At 64.0% G+C, this 18,515-nt stretch carries 19 protein-coding genes; 8 read left to right on the top strand and 11 right to left on the bottom strand.

Features of this window, described 5'->3' with window-relative positions:
- The first annotated feature begins 5 nt into the window (after positions 1–5).
- Positions 6–1,442, top strand: coding sequence for an NAD-dependent succinate-semialdehyde dehydrogenase (locus tag IVB28_RS10940; RefSeq protein WP_247526118.1), 1,437 nt, complete (start codon positions 6–8; stop codon positions 1,440–1,442).
- A 6-nt stretch (positions 1,443–1,448) separates the two neighbouring features.
- On the opposite strand, the gene IVB28_RS10945 is transcribed toward IVB28_RS10940, so the two are convergent.
- The 3 genes from IVB28_RS10945 to IVB28_RS10955 all read right to left on the bottom strand — a co-directional run bounded on the left by IVB28_RS10945 (position 1,449) and on the right by IVB28_RS10955 (position 4,170).
- Positions 1,449–2,828 (bottom strand): caspase family protein, encoded by a 1,380-nt coding sequence (locus tag IVB28_RS10945; protein ID WP_247526119.1) that lies wholly within the window; start codon positions 2,826–2,828, stop codon positions 1,449–1,451.
- A gap of 110 nt (positions 2,829–2,938) precedes the next feature.
- Positions 2,939–3,565, bottom strand: a complete 627-nt coding sequence (locus IVB28_RS10950; protein WP_247526121.1) for a glutathione binding-like protein — start codon at positions 3,563–3,565, stop codon at positions 2,939–2,941.
- 11 nt (positions 3,566–3,576) lie between these two features.
- Positions 3,577–4,170, bottom strand: coding sequence for a cysteine hydrolase family protein (locus IVB28_RS10955; RefSeq protein WP_247526122.1), 594 nt, complete (start codon positions 4,168–4,170; stop codon positions 3,577–3,579).
- 129 nt (positions 4,171–4,299) lie between these two features.
- Here IVB28_RS10955 and IVB28_RS10960 point away from each other — a divergent pair, with 129 nt between their 5' ends.
- Both IVB28_RS10960 and IVB28_RS29400 read left to right on the top strand, forming a co-directional pair.
- The gene (locus tag IVB28_RS10960) at positions 4,300–5,136 is read left to right on the top strand and encodes a LysR family transcriptional regulator (protein WP_247526124.1); all 837 of its coding nucleotides are present in this window, start codon (positions 4,300–4,302) and stop codon (positions 5,134–5,136) included.
- A 6-nt stretch (positions 5,137–5,142) separates the two neighbouring features.
- Positions 5,143–5,271, top strand: a complete 129-nt coding sequence (locus tag IVB28_RS29400; protein ID WP_256466984.1) for a hypothetical protein — start codon at positions 5,143–5,145, stop codon at positions 5,269–5,271.
- Between the two features lie 99 nt (positions 5,272–5,370).
- Here IVB28_RS29400 and groL read toward each other — a convergent pair whose 3' ends face one another.
- Positions 5,371–7,011: a chaperonin GroEL gene (gene groL / locus IVB28_RS10965; protein ID WP_247526126.1), complete on the bottom strand. Its 1,641-nt coding sequence runs from the start codon at positions 7,009–7,011 to the stop codon at positions 5,371–5,373.
- Positions 7,012–7,056: 45 nt separating this feature from the next.
- On the bottom strand, positions 7,057–7,371 hold the full coding sequence (locus IVB28_RS10970) for a co-chaperone GroES (protein ID WP_247526128.1): 315 nt from the start codon (positions 7,369–7,371) through the stop codon (positions 7,057–7,059).
- Positions 7,372–7,745: 374 nt separating this feature from the next.
- Between IVB28_RS10970 and IVB28_RS10975 the strand changes: the two genes are divergently transcribed.
- On the top strand, positions 7,746–8,033 hold the full coding sequence (locus tag IVB28_RS10975; protein WP_247526130.1) for an usg protein: 288 nt from the start codon (positions 7,746–7,748) through the stop codon (positions 8,031–8,033).
- A gap of 149 nt (positions 8,034–8,182) precedes the next feature.
- On the top strand, positions 8,183–8,704 hold the full coding sequence (locus IVB28_RS10980) for a cupin domain-containing protein (protein WP_247526131.1): 522 nt from the start codon (positions 8,183–8,185) through the stop codon (positions 8,702–8,704).
- A 113-nt stretch (positions 8,705–8,817) separates the two neighbouring features.
- On the opposite strand, the gene IVB28_RS10985 is transcribed toward IVB28_RS10980, so the two are convergent.
- The gene (locus IVB28_RS10985; RefSeq protein ID WP_247526132.1) at positions 8,818–10,086 is read right to left on the bottom strand and encodes a nucleoside transporter C-terminal domain-containing protein; all 1,269 of its coding nucleotides are present in this window, start codon (positions 10,084–10,086) and stop codon (positions 8,818–8,820) included.
- Between the two features lie 171 nt (positions 10,087–10,257).
- Here IVB28_RS10985 and IVB28_RS10990 point away from each other — a divergent pair, with 171 nt between their 5' ends.
- The gene (locus IVB28_RS10990) at positions 10,258–11,496 is read left to right on the top strand and encodes an MFS transporter (protein WP_247526133.1); all 1,239 of its coding nucleotides are present in this window, start codon (positions 10,258–10,260) and stop codon (positions 11,494–11,496) included.
- A gap of 211 nt (positions 11,497–11,707) precedes the next feature.
- Here the strand turns inward: IVB28_RS10990 and IVB28_RS10995 are convergent, their stop codons facing one another.
- From IVB28_RS10995 to IVB28_RS11015, 5 genes are all read right to left on the bottom strand, one after another.
- Positions 11,708–12,466 (bottom strand): SDR family oxidoreductase, encoded by a 759-nt coding sequence (locus IVB28_RS10995; RefSeq protein WP_247526135.1) that lies wholly within the window; start codon positions 12,464–12,466, stop codon positions 11,708–11,710.
- 24 nt (positions 12,467–12,490) lie between these two features.
- Positions 12,491–13,249, bottom strand: a complete 759-nt coding sequence (locus IVB28_RS11000) for a proteasome-type protease (protein WP_247526136.1) — start codon at positions 13,247–13,249, stop codon at positions 12,491–12,493.
- Positions 13,250–13,535: 286 nt separating this feature from the next.
- On the bottom strand, positions 13,536–14,384 hold the full coding sequence (locus IVB28_RS11005; protein WP_247526138.1) for a transglutaminase family protein: 849 nt from the start codon (positions 14,382–14,384) through the stop codon (positions 13,536–13,538).
- Positions 14,385–14,503: 119 nt separating this feature from the next.
- A complete protein-coding gene (locus IVB28_RS11010) occupies positions 14,504–15,448 on the bottom strand; it encodes an alpha-E domain-containing protein (RefSeq protein WP_247526139.1) in 945 nt (314 codons plus the stop codon).
- Positions 15,449–15,452: 4 nt separating this feature from the next.
- Complete coding sequence (locus IVB28_RS11015) at positions 15,453–16,871, bottom strand: circularly permuted type 2 ATP-grasp protein (protein ID WP_247526141.1); 1,419 nt, start codon at positions 16,869–16,871, stop codon at positions 15,453–15,455.
- Positions 16,872–17,150: 279 nt separating this feature from the next.
- On the opposite strand from IVB28_RS11015, the gene IVB28_RS11020 reads away from it, so the two are divergent.
- Both IVB28_RS11020 and gpt read left to right on the top strand, forming a co-directional pair.
- Positions 17,151–17,888, top strand: a complete 738-nt coding sequence (locus IVB28_RS11020) for a molybdopterin-binding protein (RefSeq protein WP_247526142.1) — start codon at positions 17,151–17,153, stop codon at positions 17,886–17,888.
- A gap of 38 nt (positions 17,889–17,926) precedes the next feature.
- Complete coding sequence (gpt, locus tag IVB28_RS11025; protein WP_247526144.1) at positions 17,927–18,454, top strand: xanthine phosphoribosyltransferase; 528 nt, start codon at positions 17,927–17,929, stop codon at positions 18,452–18,454.
- Positions 18,455–18,515: the final 61 nt, after the last annotated feature.

The following is an 18,515-nucleotide window of genomic DNA, read 5'->3' on the forward strand; positions in this document are numbered from 1 at the left end:
CTCCTTTGGCTTATTCGAACACACAGCTCTTCATCGGCGGCACATGGCGACCGGCTCATTCGGGCAAGATCATCGAAGTCCGAAATCCCGCGACTGAAGAGGTGATCGGCACCGTTGCGCATGCCGGCCGGTCCGACCTCGACGAGGCGCTGACGGCTGCTGCTGCGGGTTTCAAGATCTGGCGCAATATCGCGCCGTTCGAGCGATGCCGGATCATGCGCAAGGCGGCTGCGATCATGCGTGACCGCAACGACGAGATTGCGCCGCTGCTGACGATGGAGCAGGGCAAGACGCTCGGTGAAGCGAAGATGGAGGCGATGGCCGCCGCCGACGTGATCGAGTGGTTCGCCGAGGAAGCCAAACGCGCCTATGGCCGGCTGATCCCGGCGCGCGGCCCCGGCATTTACCAGATCGCGATGAAGGAGCCGGTCGGCCCGGTCGCGGCGTTCACACCGTGGAATTTTCCGATCAATCAGGTCGTGCGCAAGCTCTCCGCGGCGCTCGCCGCCGGCTGCTCGATCATCGTCAAGGCGCCGGAGGAGACGCCGGCGTCGCCCGCGCAGCTGATCCGCGCCTTTGCCGACGCCGGCGTGCCGGACGGCGTCATCAACCTCGTCTATGGCGTGCCTTCGGAGATTTCCGAATATCTGATCCCGCATCCGGTGATCCGGAAGATCTCGTTCACCGGGTCGACGAATGTGGGCAAGCAGCTCAATGCGCTCGCGGGCCTGCACATGAAGCGCTCCACCATGGAGCTCGGAGGCCATGCGCCGGCGATCGTCTTCAAAGATGCCGATGTCACGTCGGCCGCGAAGATTCTGGCGGCAGCAAAATATCGCAACGCTGGCCAGGTCTGCATCTCGCCGACGCGCATGCTGGTGCAGGACGACGTGTTCCGGCAATTCGTCGACCAGTTCGTCGACAGCGCCAGGACGTTCAAGGTCGGCAACGGCCTCGATCCCGAGTCGAAAATGGGCTCGCTCGCCAATCCGCGCCGCGTCACCGCCATCGAGGGCATGGTGCAGGATGCCGTCGGCAGGGGCGCAAAGCTCGAGACCGGGGGCAAGCGCGTCGGCAACAAGGGCCATTTCTTCGAACCGACCGTTGTGAGCGACGTGCCGAAGGATGCGCGCGCCATGAACGAAGAGCCGTTCGGCCCGCTCGCCTTGATCTCGCGTTTCTCGTCATTCGACGACGCCGTCGAGGAGGCCAACCGGCTGCCCTTTGGGCTGGCGTCCTACGCCTTCACCAGCTCGGCCAAGACCGCGGCCGCGATCGGCGCGGCTGTCGAGGCCGGCATGATGTCGATCAACAGCTTTGGTCTCGCGCTGCCCGAGGTGCCGTTCGGCGGGATCAAGGATTCCGGCTACGGCTCGGAAGGCGGTATCGAAGCCATGGAGGGTTACTTCAACACCAAATTCATCAGCCAGACCGGCGTATAACTGCGGCTAGCGCTTGACGAATACCAGATTGCAGGCACGCGCCTCGTTGCGCTTGCCGCTGCCGCGCGTGCGTTCGAACTGCGCGTCGATCGTGTAGGCGTAAGGCGAGCCGGGGGCAGAATTGTTAATGGTATAGGCGCTCGGACCGGTGAGGCCGCGGGCGGTGAGCGTGGTCTTCCCGTCAGCCGGTATCTGTCCGTCGATGACGAGGGTGCTGTTCGTGCGCTGGTCTAGATCTTCGGCATGAAATACGCCGTTCGCCACGGTACCCGACAGGGCTCGGGTGTAGCCCAACGCTTTACCGGCACCGACGCAGTTCACGGTGACGTCCCACCTGCCGTCGAATGTCTTGCCGTCGAATGTCTTGCTCTCGCCGGTCGCAGGCGCCAGCGCCACCTTCTGCTTCAGGCCCTCGATCCGGGCCTTGGCGAGACTGGCGAAGCTGCAACTCGAAAATCGCGCCAGATGATCCTCGAAGGCGCCGCCGGTGCCGATCGTGTCGGCGGCCTTCCAGTGCGCCTCCGCGGATGCGCAAGGGTCGGCCCGCGGCGGGCCTTGCGGAGCCGCGGGAGCGATCGTGACCGAAACCGGTCCGTTCAGGTAGAACTTGCCGATGATCGAGAGCGAGAGCTCCGGAAGCTGCGTCTTGCCGCTGGCGTCATAGACATCGCTGCTGATGTCGCGAAAGATATCGCCGATCTCGTGCGGCTCCTCGATATGTTTCAGGAACGCCGTCGTGTAGGGGCTGTTGCGGCCGGCACCGTCGGCAGCGACCTGGCCTGATTGCGTCGAGAACGACACGATCGTGCCGCGCGGCGCCTCGACTTTCGACAGGCCGCGTCCAACCGAGGCCGCGCGCGTCGCAGAGCGCTTCAGCATGTCGGCCAGCGGATTGTCGCGGCAGGAATCGAGCACCAGGATGCGCAGGTTCTTGGCTTGTTGCAGGTCGTTCACGATGTCGTCGACCCGCACGAAACGCTTGAGGTCGGCCTCATCGGTCAGCGCGGCGTCGACAGGCATCAGATAGTTCACGCCGTTGTACTGCATCGCATGGCCGCTGTAGTAGAATATGGCGACGTCAGCCCTGCTCGCGGCGCGCGCGAAGCGGATGGTTAGGTCCTGCATGTCGGCCTGGCGCAGGTCGACGCCCTGGATCACCTCGAAACCGCTGCGCTTGAGCGAGTTTGCGACGTCCTCGGCGTCGTGCGACGGGTTGGGAAGTTGCGCCGTCGAGACATAAGCCCCGTTGCCGATCACCAATGCCACCCGCGTCTCCGCCGACGCAGGCCCGATGCCAAGCGCGGCGAAGACCGTCAGGCAAAAACCGGGCAGGGAAAGTCCAGGCAGGACAAATCCGGCGAAACACAATCTGGAAAGAGCACTCATGAATGCCTTCCGGGCAAATATTCGAAAATATCCCCCAGATTAGCGCATGCCGCGTCGACTTCAATGCCCTCGCCTGGACAGCGCTCGGAATTCGCGACCGTGACGTCCGGTCACACCATTGCCTTGCGCAGGGCCATTTCGGTTGCAATCGCTTGCCGCACGGCCGGCCGCGCCTGCATGCGCTGAAGATAGGCCGACAAGGACGGCCATTGCGCGATGTCGACGCCCGCCGGCCGCAGCAGCAGCAAGGCCCAGGTAAGATGCGCGTCCGCGACAGTGAAGCCGTCACCGACGAGGAATTCGCGTTCCGCCAGATGCGCCGACGGCACCGACAATGTCTGCGTGATTCTCGCGCGCGGCTTGGCGAGCGAGCCCTCGTCCTTGTACCAGAAGGTCGGAAACAGGAACGCCTTGTGGATCTCGGCGCCGACGAAGCTCAGCCATTCCTGGAGACGATAGCGATCGGGATCGCCGAACTCCGGTGCAAGGCCTGCCTTCGGCTTTACATCTGCGATGTATTGCAGCACCGCCGCGCTCTCGGTCAGCCGTTCGCCGTTCTCCAGCACCAGAACCGGCACCGCGCCCTTCGGCGACACGCCGCGGAAATCACTGCCGTCATCCACGACCTGCTTGGTCCAGATATGGGCGAGGTGATACTGCGCCTCGATACCAGCCTCCATCAGCGCGATGCGGCTCGAGAGCGAGCAGGCCATCGGAAAGAAATAGAGTTGCAGCATCGTATGCTCCCTCAAATCAGCGCATCGCTCTGCGCGATGATCGCGAAGCGGTCCGAGAGCTCGGCCAGCGCGACCGCGTGAATTGTCCGGGCGTCCAGCGTGCCGCCGCGGCCGTCCGGCAGGTCGCGGGTGGCGCAAGCATCGGCCGCGATCGTCGTCCGAAAGCCGAGGTCGAGCGCCGCGCGGGCGGTCGAAGAGACGCACATGTGAGTCATGAAGCCGGCCAGCACGATGTTCTTGCGTCCGGTGGCGGCAAGCCGGGCTTGCAGGTCGGTGCCGGCGAACGAGTTCGGCAGCGCTTTCTCGATCACGGGCTCGCTTGCGAGCGGTGTCAGGCGTTCGACGATCGCGCCGCGCGCAGCTTCGCGGTCGAACAGGCCGCCGGCGCGCCCCTTGTGCGCGACATGGATGATCACAGCGCCGCTCTCCCGTGCCCTCACCAGCAGGCGCGCCGCCACGGCGATCGCGGGCTGCGCATCGGGCAGGGCCAGCGGGCCGGCGCAATATTCGTTCTGGATGTCGATCAGCACGAGGCAGGATTCATTGAGCTTTGGCGGATCGAGATCGGCGCCGGCGAGTTCGAGCAGGGTCTTGGGAGCGGTCATGCTGGTCGGGCCTTCCAGGGACATCGGTGGCGCGACACTAGCGCAGCAGCGGACTGCCATTGTGCAGGACTATTGCAGCTTACGGCTGCAAATTTGCAGGATGCGGCATCGCCTGCTAGGCTCGCCAGCATGAACTGGGACGATCTGCGCATCATTGCCGCGGTGAGGGACGAGGGGACCTATGCCGGTGCCAGCGCGCGGCTGCGCATCGACGAGACCACCGTCGGGCGCCGGCTCGCGCGCATCCAGCGCGATCTCGGCGTGCCGCTGTTCGATGCGGTGGACGGGTTGCGGCGGCCAACACGCCATTGCGAGGCCGTGATCGAGCATGTCGGCGCGATGGCCGCCCATGTCGCGGCGATCGACCGCATCAAGGAGAGCCAGCCCGGGCCGGTCGGCCGCCTGCGCATCGCCTCGACCAACGCGGTTGCCGAAGAATTGCTGGCGCCGCGGGCAAGCAGCTTTCTGCGCGATCATCCCGGTCTGACCCTGCAATTCCTAACCTCCAGCGGCAACGTCAAATTCTCGCGCTGGCAGGCCGATCTTGCCATTCGCCTGCGCAAGCCGGAGAAGGGCGACTTCACCATCTCCAAGCTCGGCGATGTCAGGCTGTATTTCTTCGAGCCCGCAGATCGCTCCGGCGACCCGGTCGCCTGCGTCTATCCGGACGAACTCGACACCATTCCCGAACAGCAGTTCCTGCGGGCGAAGCGACTAAAGAACGTCCGCTGCATCACCGACAATGTCCGTATCATCAGGACCATGATCCAGTCGCATCACGCCGTCGGCGTGCTGCCCGAGCACAGCTGCGAAGGCCTGCTCGCCGACCGCAGCCTGCGCGCCACGCTGCTGCCGAAACGGCGCGATGTCTGGCTGCTCGTGCAAAATCATCTCAAGCGCGACGCCGCAACACGCGTGACGATCGACTGGGTGAGGGCCTGCTTCCAGGTCACGCCGCGTCCTTGATGCCTGGTGCTGTTCGCGATCCGCGAGGCGGTCACGGGCCGGACGCTGGACGAGGTGCTGTCCGCGAAGGCGGCGCTGGACGCGGAGCTGCGCGACCATGTGCGGGCACGGTCGGTCAGTCCGGCGTGCAAGTGATGGTCCGCGAGCTCAGCTCCTCGCGACTTCGTCGCGCCCCCACAAACAAAAACCCCGGCATCGCTGCCGGGGTTTCGTAGTTCTTGAGATAGCCGGACCTTAGAAGTCCATGCCGCCCATGCCGCCGCCCGGGGGCATCGCCGGACCGGCGCCACCCTTCTTGGGCAGCTCGGCGACCATGGCTTCCGTGGTGATCAGCAGCGCGGCAACCGAGGCTGCGTTCTGGATCGCGGTACGGACCACCTTGGTCGGGTCGATGATGCCCTTCTTGACGAGATCGCCGTATTCGCCGGTCTGGGAGTCGAAGCCGTAAGCGTAGGTCTTGTTCTCCAGCACCTTGCCGACGATCACCGAGCCGTCTTCACCGGCGTTGATCGCGATCTGGCGAGCCGGAGACGACAGCGCCTTGCGCACGATCTCGACGCCGGTCTTCTGGTCGTCGTTCTTGGTGCGCAGGCCCTTGAGCTGCTCGGAGGCACGGAGCAGGGCGACGCCGCCGCCCGGGACGATGCCTTCTTCCACGGCCGCGCGGGTCGCATGCATCGCGTCATCAACGCGATCCTTGCGCTCCTTCACTTCGACCTCGGTCGCGCCGCCGACGCGGATCACCGCGACGCCGCCGGCGAGCTTGGCCAGACGCTCCTGGAGCTTCTCACGGTCGTAGTCCGAGGTGGTTTCCTCGATCTGCGCCTTGATCTGAGCCACGCGCGCTTCGATGTCGGCCTTCTTGCCGGCGCCGTTGACGATCGTGGTGTTCTCCTTGTCGATCATCACCTTCTTGGCGCGACCGAGCATGTTGAGCGTGACGTTCTCGAGCTTGATGCCGAGATCTTCCGAGATCGCCTGGCCACCGGTCAGGATCGCGATGTCCTGCAGCATGGCCTTGCGGCGATCGCCGAAGCCCGGAGCCTTGACGGCCGCGACCTTGAGGCCGCCACGGAGGCGGTTCACGACCAGGGTAGCAAGAGCTTCGCCTTCGACGTCCTCGGCGACGATGACCAGCGGCTTGCCGGTCTGCACCACGGCCTCGAGCAGCGGCAGCAGTTCGTTCAGCGAGGAGAGCTTCTTCTCGTTGATGAGGATGTAGGCGTCGTCCATTTCAACGCGCATCTTGTCGGCGTTGGTGACGAAGTAGGGCGAGATGTAGCCGCGGTCGAACTGCATGCCCTCGACGACGTCGAGCTCGGTCTCGAGCGATTTGGCTTCCTCGACGGTGATGACACCCTCGTTGCCGACCTTCTTCATGGCGTCGGCGAGGAACTTGCCGATCTCCGCGTCGCCGTTGGCCGAGATGGTGCCGACCTGGGCGATCTCCTCGTTCGAGGTGACCTTCTTGGAGTTCTTGACGAGGTCCGCGACCACGGCTTCGACCGCGAGGTCGATACCGCGCTTGAGGTCCATCGGGTTCATGCCGGCGGCTACCGACTTGGCGCCTTCACGCACGATCGCCTGGGCCAGCACGGTCGCGGTGGTGGTGCCGTCGCCGGCCGCGTCAGCGGACTTCGAGGCGACTTCGCGCACCATCTGGGCGCCCATGTTCTCGAACTTGTCCTCGAGCTCGATCTCCTTGGCGACGGTGACGCCGTCCTTGGTGATGCGGGGAGCGCCGAACGACTTGTCGAGCACGACGTTGCGGCCCTTCGGACCGAGCGTGACCTTCACCGCGTTGGCGAGAATGTCGACGCCGCGCAGCATCTTGTCGCGTGCATCAACCGAGAATTTGACTTCTTTGGCTGCCATGTGGATTTTTCCTTGGAATGTTGGACTGGAGGGAGAGAGGGGCTGTTAGGCCGCCTTCTTCTTGGAAGCGGGGACGTCGAGAACGCCCATGATGTCGCTTTCCTTCATGATTAGCAGGTCGACGTTGTCGATCTTGACCTCGGTGCCGGACCACTTGCCGAACAGCACGCGGTCGCCGACCTTGAGGTCGATCGGGAGCAGCTTGCCGGCTTCGTCGCGGCCACCTGGGCCCACGGCGACGACTTCGCCCTGAGAGGGCTTTTCCTTGGCAGTGTCGGGAATGATGATGCCGCCAGCGGTCTTCTCTTCTGCGTCGATGCGCTTGACCACGACGCGGTCGTGAAGCGGACGGAATTTCATGCAGTCCTCCTAAGCATTTGCTTGGGTTGTGGTTTTCAGATTGTTAGCAATCGGTGCCAGCGAGTGCTAGCACACGCGAGCTGAAATAGGGCAGGAATTTTGCGGGAGCAAGGGCTTCTAGCAGAAAAATCAGCACTCGGTAGCACGGACTGCCAGAATCCTTTGCCATCGTTAACTCTGCCGTGTCCGTATTAGCACGGGGGCGCATCTGCTGCTAAAGCATTGAATTTCAACAGCTTGTTAAACTTTTGGGCTTGAGATGGATTGTCAGTTTGCGTCACATTTCTCTCATGTGAGCGCATCAGTACCGGGTGGCTCGTAAGGCGCACACCGACCAAGCCGCCCCTGAATGCGCTCCTGCAAAGGAGGTTGGCATGGGCTTGCGGAGTGGGGTCGTTTCCGAGGAATTCCGGAAACAGATGCTGGGTTACGGGCTGACGACGGCACAGATTCTCTATCGGATGCCGGATCATCCCTCGTTGCTCCAGACCTACGTCTGGCAGAACTACGACATGTTTCCGAAATTCCCGGCGCTGAAGGATTTCCTGGCGTTCTGGCAAGAGAAGCTCGACGGCCCCCTCCATTCAGTCACCGTGGCGCATTCCAAGCTGATCAAGCCGGCGGAGCTGCGCACCGTGGATGGCGTGTTCCGGCTGCATTGAGGCAGCGATGGGCTAGGTGGATTGGCGTGGCGCAATCCACCTCTTCGCCCGACGCGGACGCAAGATTGCGGGTTAGGCCCTCGTCTAACCCACCTTACGTTTTCGCGATCTGTGCTAGCCTCTCCCCACAATAACAGGGGATGCAGCCCATGGCCAAGAAAACAAAATCGCGCAACGCATCGCAAGCCGCGGTGAAGAAGCGGAGCGGAGCCAAGGCCGCGACCGGATCATCGGCGCGCAAGACGGTGAAGGCGAAAGCGCCCGCCGTCATCTCGAAAAAGCCCGCGCGTCCCAGGCAGCGTATCGCGATCAGCCATCACCGCGAGGAAGACTTCAAGGCCGACGGCCTGCGTACCTACGCGCAATATCGCGACCTCGGCATTGCCGCAGCGTCCCATGGTCTTGCCCAAGCGCACGTGATCCGGCTGCAAGGCCCCTGCAATCCGGACGAGGTTTCGAAGCTGCATTTCCACGACGTCGAATTCCAGATGGTCTACGTGCTCAAGGGCTGGGTGAAGACCTATATGGACGGAGAGGGCGAGACGCTGATGAAAGAAGGCAGCGCCTGGACCCAGCCGCCGAAGATCAAGCACATGATTTTGGATTACTCGGATGACGTCGAGCTGCTGGAGGTGATCCTCCCGGCGGAGTTCAGGACGGTCGAGCTGTAGGCGTAGGCTTTCTCCTCGTCATTGGGAGGAGCCTTGCGACGAAGCAATCCAGAATCTTTCCGTGGGTGCAGACTGGATTGCTTCGCTTCGCTCGCAATGACAGCCACGGTGGCTCACGCCAACACCCCCACCACCGCTCCCATCAAACACGTCGTCAGCGTCCCCGACACAATCGACTTCAGCCCGAGCGTGTTGATCTCCTCGCGCCGCTCCGGCGCCATCACGCCGAGGCCGCCGATCATGATGCCGAGGCTGGCGAAATTGGCGAAGCCGCACATCGCATAGAGCATGATCAGGCGCGAGCGCGGATCGAGCGTGTCAGGCGGCAGCTTCGAGAAGTCGACATAAGCGATCAATTCGTTGAGCACGGTCTTGGTGCCCATCAGGCTGCCGCCGGTAACGGCCTGATCCCACGGCAATCCCATCAGCCAGCACACCGGCGCCATCACGAGCCCAAGCAGGCGCTGCAACGAGATCGCGGCGCCGCCGAGGTGTGGCAAGAGGCCGAGCATGGCATTGACGAGATAGACCAGCGCGACCAGCACCAGCAGCATCGCGACGATGTTGATCAGCAGTTCAATGCCCGCGGCGGTGCCCTTTACGATCGCATCCATCGTGCCGGAGACCTCCTTGTCGGGATCGCTGGCGACCCGGGGATCTCCCAGCGTGCCGCCGGTGCGCCTGTCGGAGGTTTCAGGCACCATGATCAGACTGACGAGGATCGCAGCAGGCGCGCCCAGCACCGAGGCGACGACGAAATGCGCGGCGGCATCTGGAATGAGAGGCGCCAGCAGCGTCGCATACAGTACCAGCACCGTGCCGGCAATGCCCGCCATGCCGCCGGTCATCACCAGGAACAATTCGCTGCGGGTCATCTGTTGCAGATACGGCCGCACGAACAGCGGTGCCTCGACCATGCCGAGAAAGATGTTGGCGGCGGTCGAGAGGCCTACTGCACCGCCGACGCCCAGCGTCCGCTCCAGCAGCCAGGCCATGCCGCGCACGATCGGCGGCAGCACGCGCCAGTAGAACAGCAGCGTCGTCAGCACGCTCATGACCAGCACGATCGGCAGCGCCTGGAATGCCAGGATGAAATCGGCGCCGGGCACTTTCAAATCGAAGGGCAGGGGGCCGCCGCCGACATAGCCGAACACGAAGGCGGAGCCGGCGCGCGAGGCCGCGGAGATCGCGCCCACGGCGTCGTTAATGGCTCCGAAGGCGCGCGCCACCACCGGCAGCTTCAGGAGCACGATCGCGGTGACGAAGGTGGCGACGAGGCCGATCGCCGCCTGTCGCAGCGACACGGCGCGCCGATTCTCTGCGAGCGCGAAGGCGATCAACAGCAATGCGAAAATGCCGAGTGCCGATTGCAAGCGCAGCATGATGTCCCCAAACCCTCAATGATTATGGCCGCGCCTGCGCTGCAAAGGCAATGCCGCCACATGCGGGCGGCTCCCCGGTGTTGACAAGCGGGTCCGCCTCGGCCACGCGGGATCGATCGACATCAGGGGCCGAGCGGTCCGAGGGTCACCCAAAAGACGATCCAAGAGGCGATGCCAGAGCAGCCAATATCCAGCCATCCGCCGGTCAGCGCTCGCGCGCTCCTCGCCCACCGCGCCTTCCTGTACTTCCTGCTGTCGCGCAGCCTGTCGCGCTTTTCCAGCCAGATCGCGGCGGTTGCGATCGGCTGGCAGATCTACGATCTCACCGGTTCGGCCTTCGATCTCGGCATGGTCGGCCTCGTGCAGTTCCTGCCCACCGCGCTTTTGGTGTTCGTCGCCGGTCACGCCGCCGACAAGTTTGAGCGCAAACGGGTCGTTCAGCTCTGCCAACTCGTGGAAGCCGCAACCGCGCTCTATCTCGCGATCATCACCTATCTCGGCGCGGTCAGCGAGGTGCAGATCTTCATCGCGACCTTCGTGCTCGGCATTGCCGGCGCGTTCGAAAGCCCGACCACGGCGGCGCTGCTACCGTTGATCGCGCCGCAGGGGTCGCTCCAGCGCGCCACGGCCGTCTCCAGCGGCGCGGCGCAGGTCGCGACCATCACCGGGCCGGCGCTCGGCGGCTTCGCCTATGCGGTCGCCCCGCATCTTGCCTATGCCATGATGGTCCTGTTCTGGATTTTCGGGATGATCCTGACCGGCTTCGTCCGGCCGCGCCCGCAGGCGGTTGCCAAGGAGGGGACAGACGCCGACAACATCTTCGCCGGCGTCCGCTTCATCCGCAGCAATCCCGCGATCCTCGGCACCATTTCGCTCGACCTGTTCGCGGTATTGTTCGGCGGCGTCACGGCGCTGTTGCCGATCTATGCCCGTGACATCCTCCAGACCGGGCCGCTCGGGCTCGGCGTGTTGCGCGCGGCGCCCGCGGTCGGCGCGCTCTTGATGACCATGGTGCTGGCGCGTCACGCCATCTCGCGGCATGTGGGCCCGCGCATGTTCCAGGCCGTGATCGTGTTCGGCCTCGCCACCATCGTGTTCGCGCTGTCGTCCTGGATGTGGCTGTCCGTGCTGTCGCTCGCCGTGCTCGGAGCGGCCGACACGATCAGCGTCGTAATCCGCTTCTCGCTGGTGCAGCTGTCAACGCCCGACGAGATGCGCGGCCGCGTCGGCGCGGTCAACTTCCTCTTCATCAACGCCTCGAACCAGCTCGGCCAGTTCGAGAGCGGCGTGGCTGCCGCGTTGCTCGGCGCCATGCCGGCCGCCGTATTCGGCGGCGTTGCTACCGTCGCGGTGGCGCTGCTGTGGATGAAGTTGTTCCCGAGCCTGCGGAAGGTGGAGAGTTTGGAGTAGGGGAAGCATCGTGTCCCGGACAAGCCGCAACGCATCAGCGTTGCGGCGCAGAGCCGGGACACGGAAGGCCAGAAACGAAACTGCGGAGGGATGTGCCCGGCTCAGCAGCGCGTCATTGCATGCCGCGCGGCGTCCGGGGCACGGTCTGACGCGGCATAGGGAAATCAATGAGATACCTACTGTGCATGGGGTTGTTTTCGCAATTTTTGCTTTAGCCCCGCCCCACGAACGGCATCTTGGTCGCCATCACCGTCATGGTCAGCACGTTGGCATCGAGCGGCAGGCCGGCCATGTAGGCGACGGCATCGCCGACCGCTTTCGCGTCCATGCGCGGCTCCTGCTTCGACGTGCCGTCGGGCTGCAGCACGCCGGGGCCGTTGACCATGCGATCGGTCATGGGGGTCGCGGCATTGCCGATGTCGACCTGGCCGACGGCGATGTCGTACATGCGGCCGTCGAGGTTGCTGGCCTTGGTCAGGCCGGTGATGGCGTGCTTGGTCGAGGTGTAGGCCGCCGAGAACGGCCGCGGCGCATGCGCCGAGATCGAGCCGTTGTTGATGATGCGGCCGCCGCGCGGGCTCTGGTCCTTCATCATGCGGAAGGCGTGCTGGGTGCACAGGAACGGGCCGGTGAGGTTGGTGTTCACCACCGCCTGCCACTGCTCGAGGCTGAGATCCTCGAAATTCACTGGAGGGGCGCCCATCCCGGCATTGTTGAAGAGTACGTCGAGCCGGCCATAGGTCGCCTTCACCTTGTCGAACAGCGCGGCAATGGAGTCCGGCTGGGTCATGTCGGCGGTAACGCACAGGCTCTTGCCGGCCGGGCCGAGCTTTGCGGTCTCCTCCAGCTTGTCGAGCCGGCGCCCGACCAGCACCACGGTGAAGCCGGTGTTCATCAGCGCCAGCGACGCCGCGCGCCCGACGCCGGTGCCGGCGCCGGTCACCACTGCGATCTTCTTTGCTTCACTCATCGTTTCCTGCCTTTTCTCATGCTGTCAGGTTTTCGGTTCTTTTTCGTTCTTGTAGGGCGGCCGCGGAATGTTCTGGTGTGCCGCCCGCAGCGCCGCAGACCAGCGTGAGCGCAAATCGTGGAAATAGGGCTCGCCCGCCTCGATGCGGTGGTTGAGATCGGCCTCGCAGGCGTCCGCGCGTACCACCAGCACATCGATCGGCAGGCCGACGCCGAGATTCGAGCGCATGGTCGAGTCCATGGAGATCAGGCCGGTCTTCAGCGCCTCGTAAAGCTCAACGTCGTAGTGCATGGCGCGGTCGAGCACCGGCTTGCCGTATTTGTGTTCGCCGATCTGCAGGTAGGGCGTGTCGGTGGTGCACTCGATGAAATTGCCCGCGGTGTAGATCATGAACAGGCGCATCCGGGAGCCCTTGATCTGGCCGCCGAACAGGAACGAAACGTCGAAGGACACGTCCTCGGATCTCAGTGCCGGCCCTTCGGTCGCATGCACTGCGCGGATCGCGCGGCCGATGCGCTGGGCGGCCTGGAACATGGTCGGCGCGTTCATCAGCGTCTCGATTTCGCCGGTGTCGGGGTCTTCGAGACCTTCGGTCAGCGTTGACAGAACCGACTGGCTGATGGCGAGGTTGCCCGCGCTGGCGATCGCCATGATGCGCTCGCCAGGCTTTGAGAAGATGTGAAGCTTGCGGAAGGTCGAGACGTTGTCGAGACCGGCATTGGTGCGGGTATCGGCGATCATCACCAGACCGTCCCGAACCAGGATTCCGCAACAATAGGTCATTTCCAGTCCCCGAACGCGTTTGCGCGGAATTACTAGCCAATTTCGGGAAGGCATGAAACCCCCGATTCCGGCTGTCATTCCGGGGCGCGACGAAGTCGCGAGCCCGGAATTCCATTCGTCCACGAACCTTGCCGCCTGATGAATTCCGGGTTCGCGCCACGCGCGCCCCGGAATGAGAACTCGCTTTGTCGCTCAACCCGTCGGATCTACGAGGACGGTTGCCATGGGGCTCCTCGCGGGGACGGTCTGGTCCCGTAGCACGGCCTCGGCATTCGGACGGTCGCGCCTAGCTCTGCCACTGTGACTGTGATTGCGACTGCCCGCCGCGGCCGGTCGGCTCGACCTTGACCGCCACCGTCAGCGTCTCCGCACCGCCGCCATAGCGGGTGCCGCGCACCGGGGCTGCGCCGAGATAGTCGAGCCCGATCGCGACGCGGACATGAGCGTCGGTGGCGCAGATGCTGTTGGCGGGATCGAAGCCGATCCAGCCGAGATCAGGCACGTAGGCCTCCGCCCAGGCGTGCCCGGCCTCCTGATGCAGCATACCGTCCGAGCGCAGGAAATGGCCGGAGACAAAGCGCGCCGGCACGCCGCCGGCGCGGGCGCAAGCAATGAAGATGTGCGCGTAGTCCTGGCAGACCCCGCGCTTGAGCGTGAACGCTTCAGCTGCCGAGGTGCCGCTGTTGGTGGGGTCCTCGTCGAACGTCATGTGATCGGCAATCTGGCTCATCAGCGTATGGAGGAAGCCGAGCCTGTCGCTCTCGGCCTCGCTGCGCAACTGGCGCGCAACCACCATCATCGCCGGATTGACGGAGGTGAGGTCGGTTGAGCGCAGGAACATGCCGGCCGGAAAGCGCTCGTCGGTGCCGCGCAGCACGCCGCCGGTGTCGTGGGTCTCGACCAGGCCTTCGGCGATGATCTTGATGTCGCCGACCGGTCCGCAGGACAGCACGTGGGTGACGTTGCCGAAGGCGTCCTCATGCGTGTCGAGCCTGGTGTCCGTGGAGACGTCGATCTGCCATTCCGCCACATATTGCCCGTCATGGCTGCCGGGTGTCATGCGCAGGATCTGGATCACGCTCGTGGCCGGCGGCTCGTAGCGATAGGTCGTGGTGTGCAGGATTCGCAGGCGCATGGTGTTTCTAGATCCGTCATTCCAGGTTGGCGCGAAGCGCCGGACCCGGAATCTCGAGATTCCGGGTTCGATGCTTCGCATCGCCCCGGAATGACGAAGGGTGAGAGGTTCGGTCCTGACTAGATCAGATACTGCTTCGTGATGATTTCGCCCAGCCTGGAATTGTCCGTGATGAATTCCTGAATGAATTCATGCACGCCGTGCTGGAAAATGTCGTTCATGTTGCTGTGTTCCAGCCGGTTCCGGATGCCGCGGGCGTGGCGCTGGGCCGGGCCCTGGCGACCATAGGCGACGCCGATCTGGTCGAGGTTTCGCGTGAGATTGTCGTAGCAGCTCGCAAGCGAGCGCGGCAGCGTGCTGTTGAGGATCAACAGGTCCGCGACCAGCCACGGTTTGAGCGTCTCGCGATAGACCCAGTGATAGGCCGTCAGCGCCGACACCGAACGCAGGATCGAGCTCCACTGATAGAAGTCGAGCGGGCCGCCGACATGCTCTTCCTCGGGCAGCAGCACGTGATACTTCACATCGAGGATGCGCGCAGTGTTGTCTGCGCGCTCCAGGTGCAGGCCGAGCCGCGAGAACCAGTAGGCGTCGTTGCGCAACATGGTCCGGTAGGCCGAGCCGTCGAAGCGCAGGGAGGTCTCCTGCACGAAGCGAAGGAATTTGGCGAGGTCCTCGCGCGTCGAGGTGCCTTTGCTCCAGACCGCCTGAAGATCGATCCAGGCCGAGTTGATGGTGTCCCACATTTCGCTCGTCAGCGCGGTTCGCACCGAGCGCGAATTCAGCCGCGCCGACTCAATGCAGTTCCTGATCGAGGACGGATTGTTGGCCGAGAACGAGAGGTAGTCGACTACGTTGTGCTCGTTGGCTTCCTCGTAGGTCTGATAGAAGCTGGCGGCGACGCCGGCGGTTAGCAGCGCCGAGTCCCATTCGTTGGTCTTGCCGATATAGGCGGCGGGAAGTGCGGTGACGCGCAAGGTCGCATCGATGGTGCGCGCGAGATATTCGGCCCGTTCGACGTAGCGGGCGAGCCAATAGAGGCTTTCGGCAGTACGCGACAGCATCTGTCTACTCGTCCAGGATCCAGGTGTCTTTGGTGCCGCCGCCCTGGCTCGAATTCACGACCAGGGAGCCTTCCTTCAGTGCGACGCGTGTCAGCCCGCCCGGCACGACGGTCGTGCCCTTGCTGCCAGTGAGCACGAAGGGCCGCAAATCGACATGGCGGGGCGCAAGGCCTGACGCCGTGCAGGTCGGGCAGGTCGAGAGCGCCAGCGTCGGCTGCGCGATGAAGCCTTCGGGCTCGCGCTTGAGCTTCTCGCGAAACGCTTCGATCGTCGCTTTGGTCGCGGCAGGTCCGATCAGCATGCCGTAGCCGCCGGAGCCGTGAACCTCCTTGACGACGAGCTCGCCGAGATTGTCCAGCACATAGGCGAGATCCTTGGGCTCGCGGCAGCGCCAGGTCGGCACGTTCTTCAGGATCGGCTCCTCGCCGAGATAGAATCTCACGATGTCCGGCATGTAGGAGTAGATCGCCTTGTCGTCGGCAATCCCGGTGCCGACGGCGTTGGCGAGCGTGATGTTGCCGGCCGCATAGGCCGACATCAGTCCGGGCACGCCAAGTACGGAATCGGGACGGAAGGTGAGCGGATCGAGGAAGTCGTCGTCGACGCGGCGATAGATCACGTCGACCCGCTTCAGCCCTTCGGTCGTCCGCATGAACACTTCGTTGTTCTTGACGATGAGATCGCTGCCCTCGACCAGTTCGATACCGAGCTTGTCGGCGAGGAAGGAGTGCTCGTAGTAGGCCGAGTTGTAGACCCCGGGCGTGAGCAGGGCCACCGTCGGCTCGCCTGATGTGCTTTGCGGCGCGACGGAACGGAGTGCCGAGAGCAGCTCGTCCGGATAGCGCTCGACCGGGGCCACGCGGTGCCGGGCGAACAGATCCGGAAACAGCCGCATCATGATCTCGCGGTTTTCCAGCATGTAGGAGACGCCGGACGGCGTCCGCGCATTGTCCTCCAGCACGATGAAGTCGTTGGCATCGACCCGGACGATGTCGATGCCGGCGATGTGGACGTAGACGTCGTGCGGCACCTGCTGGCCGTTCATCTCGGGCCGGAACACCGGGTTCTGGAAGATCAGATCGTCGGGTACGATCTCGGCGCGCAGGATGTCGCGGCCATGATAGATGTCGCGCAGAAACATGTTGAGCGCGCGCACGCGCTGCTTCAGGCCCTTCTCCAACAGGGTCCATTCCTTGCCGGACATGATCCGCGGGATCACGTCGAACGGGATCAGGCGCTCGGTGGATTCGGCCTCGCCATAGACCGCGAAGGTGATGCCGATGCGGCGGAACAGGAGCTCGGCCTCCTGGCGGCGATATTCAAGCGCCTCGGGAGGCGTCTCCTTGAGCCAGCGCGCCAGCTCCTCATAGGCAGGGCGAAGCTCCCCGCCGGGAATATTCATTTCATCAAACGCGACTGCCATAAATCCCGACTTGTCTCCGCAAGGCGTTGCCCCATTGGACAGGTCGCGCGGCCCTGGTGAAGACCGCAACGTCCTGTGGCCATGCGGCAAGAGTGCATGACTTTCATGTGGTAGCAAGGGCCGGGCCAGCGCGATAAGCATGGAGAGAGGGCAATTGCCTGAGATGGCCGGCGGCTTGCCTGAAAAAATGGCGGAGGACTGCTTATTTCGGCAGCAAAACCGCGTGACTTCAAGGCGTTACCCCGGCAAAGTCGGCGCCACAGGTGAGGGACTTAAGGTATGAGCGAGATCGTCACGGCGGGCATTCTGGTCATTGGCGACGAAATCCTGTCCGGCCGGACCAAGGACAAGAATATCGGCTTCATCGCCGAATATTTGACCAATATCGGCATCGACCTGAAGGAAGTCCGGGTCGTCTCCGACGATGAGGCCGACATCATCGCGGCCTTGGATGCACTGCGGCATCGCTACACCTACGTATTCACCACCGGCGGCATCGGGCCGACCCATGACGACATCACCGCCGACAGCGTGGCCAAGGCGTTCGGCGTCGGCATCGACCACCACCCGGAAGTCGTCGCCCGTTTCCGGGAGCGCTGGAGCGAGCAGGACCTCAACGAGGCCCGCCTGCGCATGGCCCGCATTCCCGATGGCGCCGAGCTGATCCAGAGCGCGACCATCCTCGCCCCCGGCTTCAAGATCGGCAATGTCATCGTGATGGCCGGTGTGCCCTCGATCATGCAGGCGATGATGGACATCGTCTCGCCCAAGCTGAAGTCGGGTGTGCGCATGCTGTCCGAATCGGTTCGCGCCAATGCACGGGAGGGCGACATCGGAAGTCCCCTGCGGGCGATCGCCGCCGCGCACCCCGACACCATCATCGGCAGCTACCCCTTCATGGACGAGGAGCAGAAGCCCAACACCAATCTGGTGGTGCGCTCGCGCGATGCGGACAAGCTCGCATCCGCGATGGCGGCGGTGAAGGAAATGCTGGCGGGATTGAACATCACCCGCTAGCAGAGAAAGCTGCCGCAGACCAATGGCAGGAGACGACAATGGCTGGCGAAGCACCGGAACTGAGCGCACAGGAGCGGGCGGGCAGGCCCTTTCCGGTCTCCTGGGACCAATTTCATCGGGATTGCCGGGCGCTGACCTGGCGGCTCAACGAGGTCGGTCCGTTCCACGCGGTGATCGCGATCACGCGCGGTGGTCTCGTGCCGGCGGCGATCGTGGCGCGCGAACTCGGCGTGCGCGTGATCGATACGGTCTGCATCGCCAGCTACGACCACAACAAGCAGGGCGAGCTCCAGGTCCTCAAGGGCATTTCGGAAGCGGCGATGAAGCTCGGCGGCGGCACCGGCAAGGGGCTGTTGATCGTCGACGACCTCGTCGACACCGGCAAGACCGGCAAGCTGGTGCGCGAGATGCTCCCCGATGCTCATTTCGCCACCGTCTACGCCAAGCCGATGGGCCGTCCGCTGGTCGACACCTTCATCACGGAAGTCTCGCAGGACACCTGGATCTTCTTCCCCTGGGACACCGCGCTGTCCTATCACCCGCCGCTGCGTGACGGGGCGGCGTGAGGCATGGAGTCATTCCGGGGCGGTCCGCAGGACCGAACCCGGAATCTCGAGATTCCCGGTT

The organism is Bradyrhizobium sp. 199, assembly GCF_023073355.1.
In the GTDB taxonomy this organism is placed as follows: domain Bacteria; phylum Pseudomonadota; class Alphaproteobacteria; order Rhizobiales; family Xanthobacteraceae; genus Bradyrhizobium.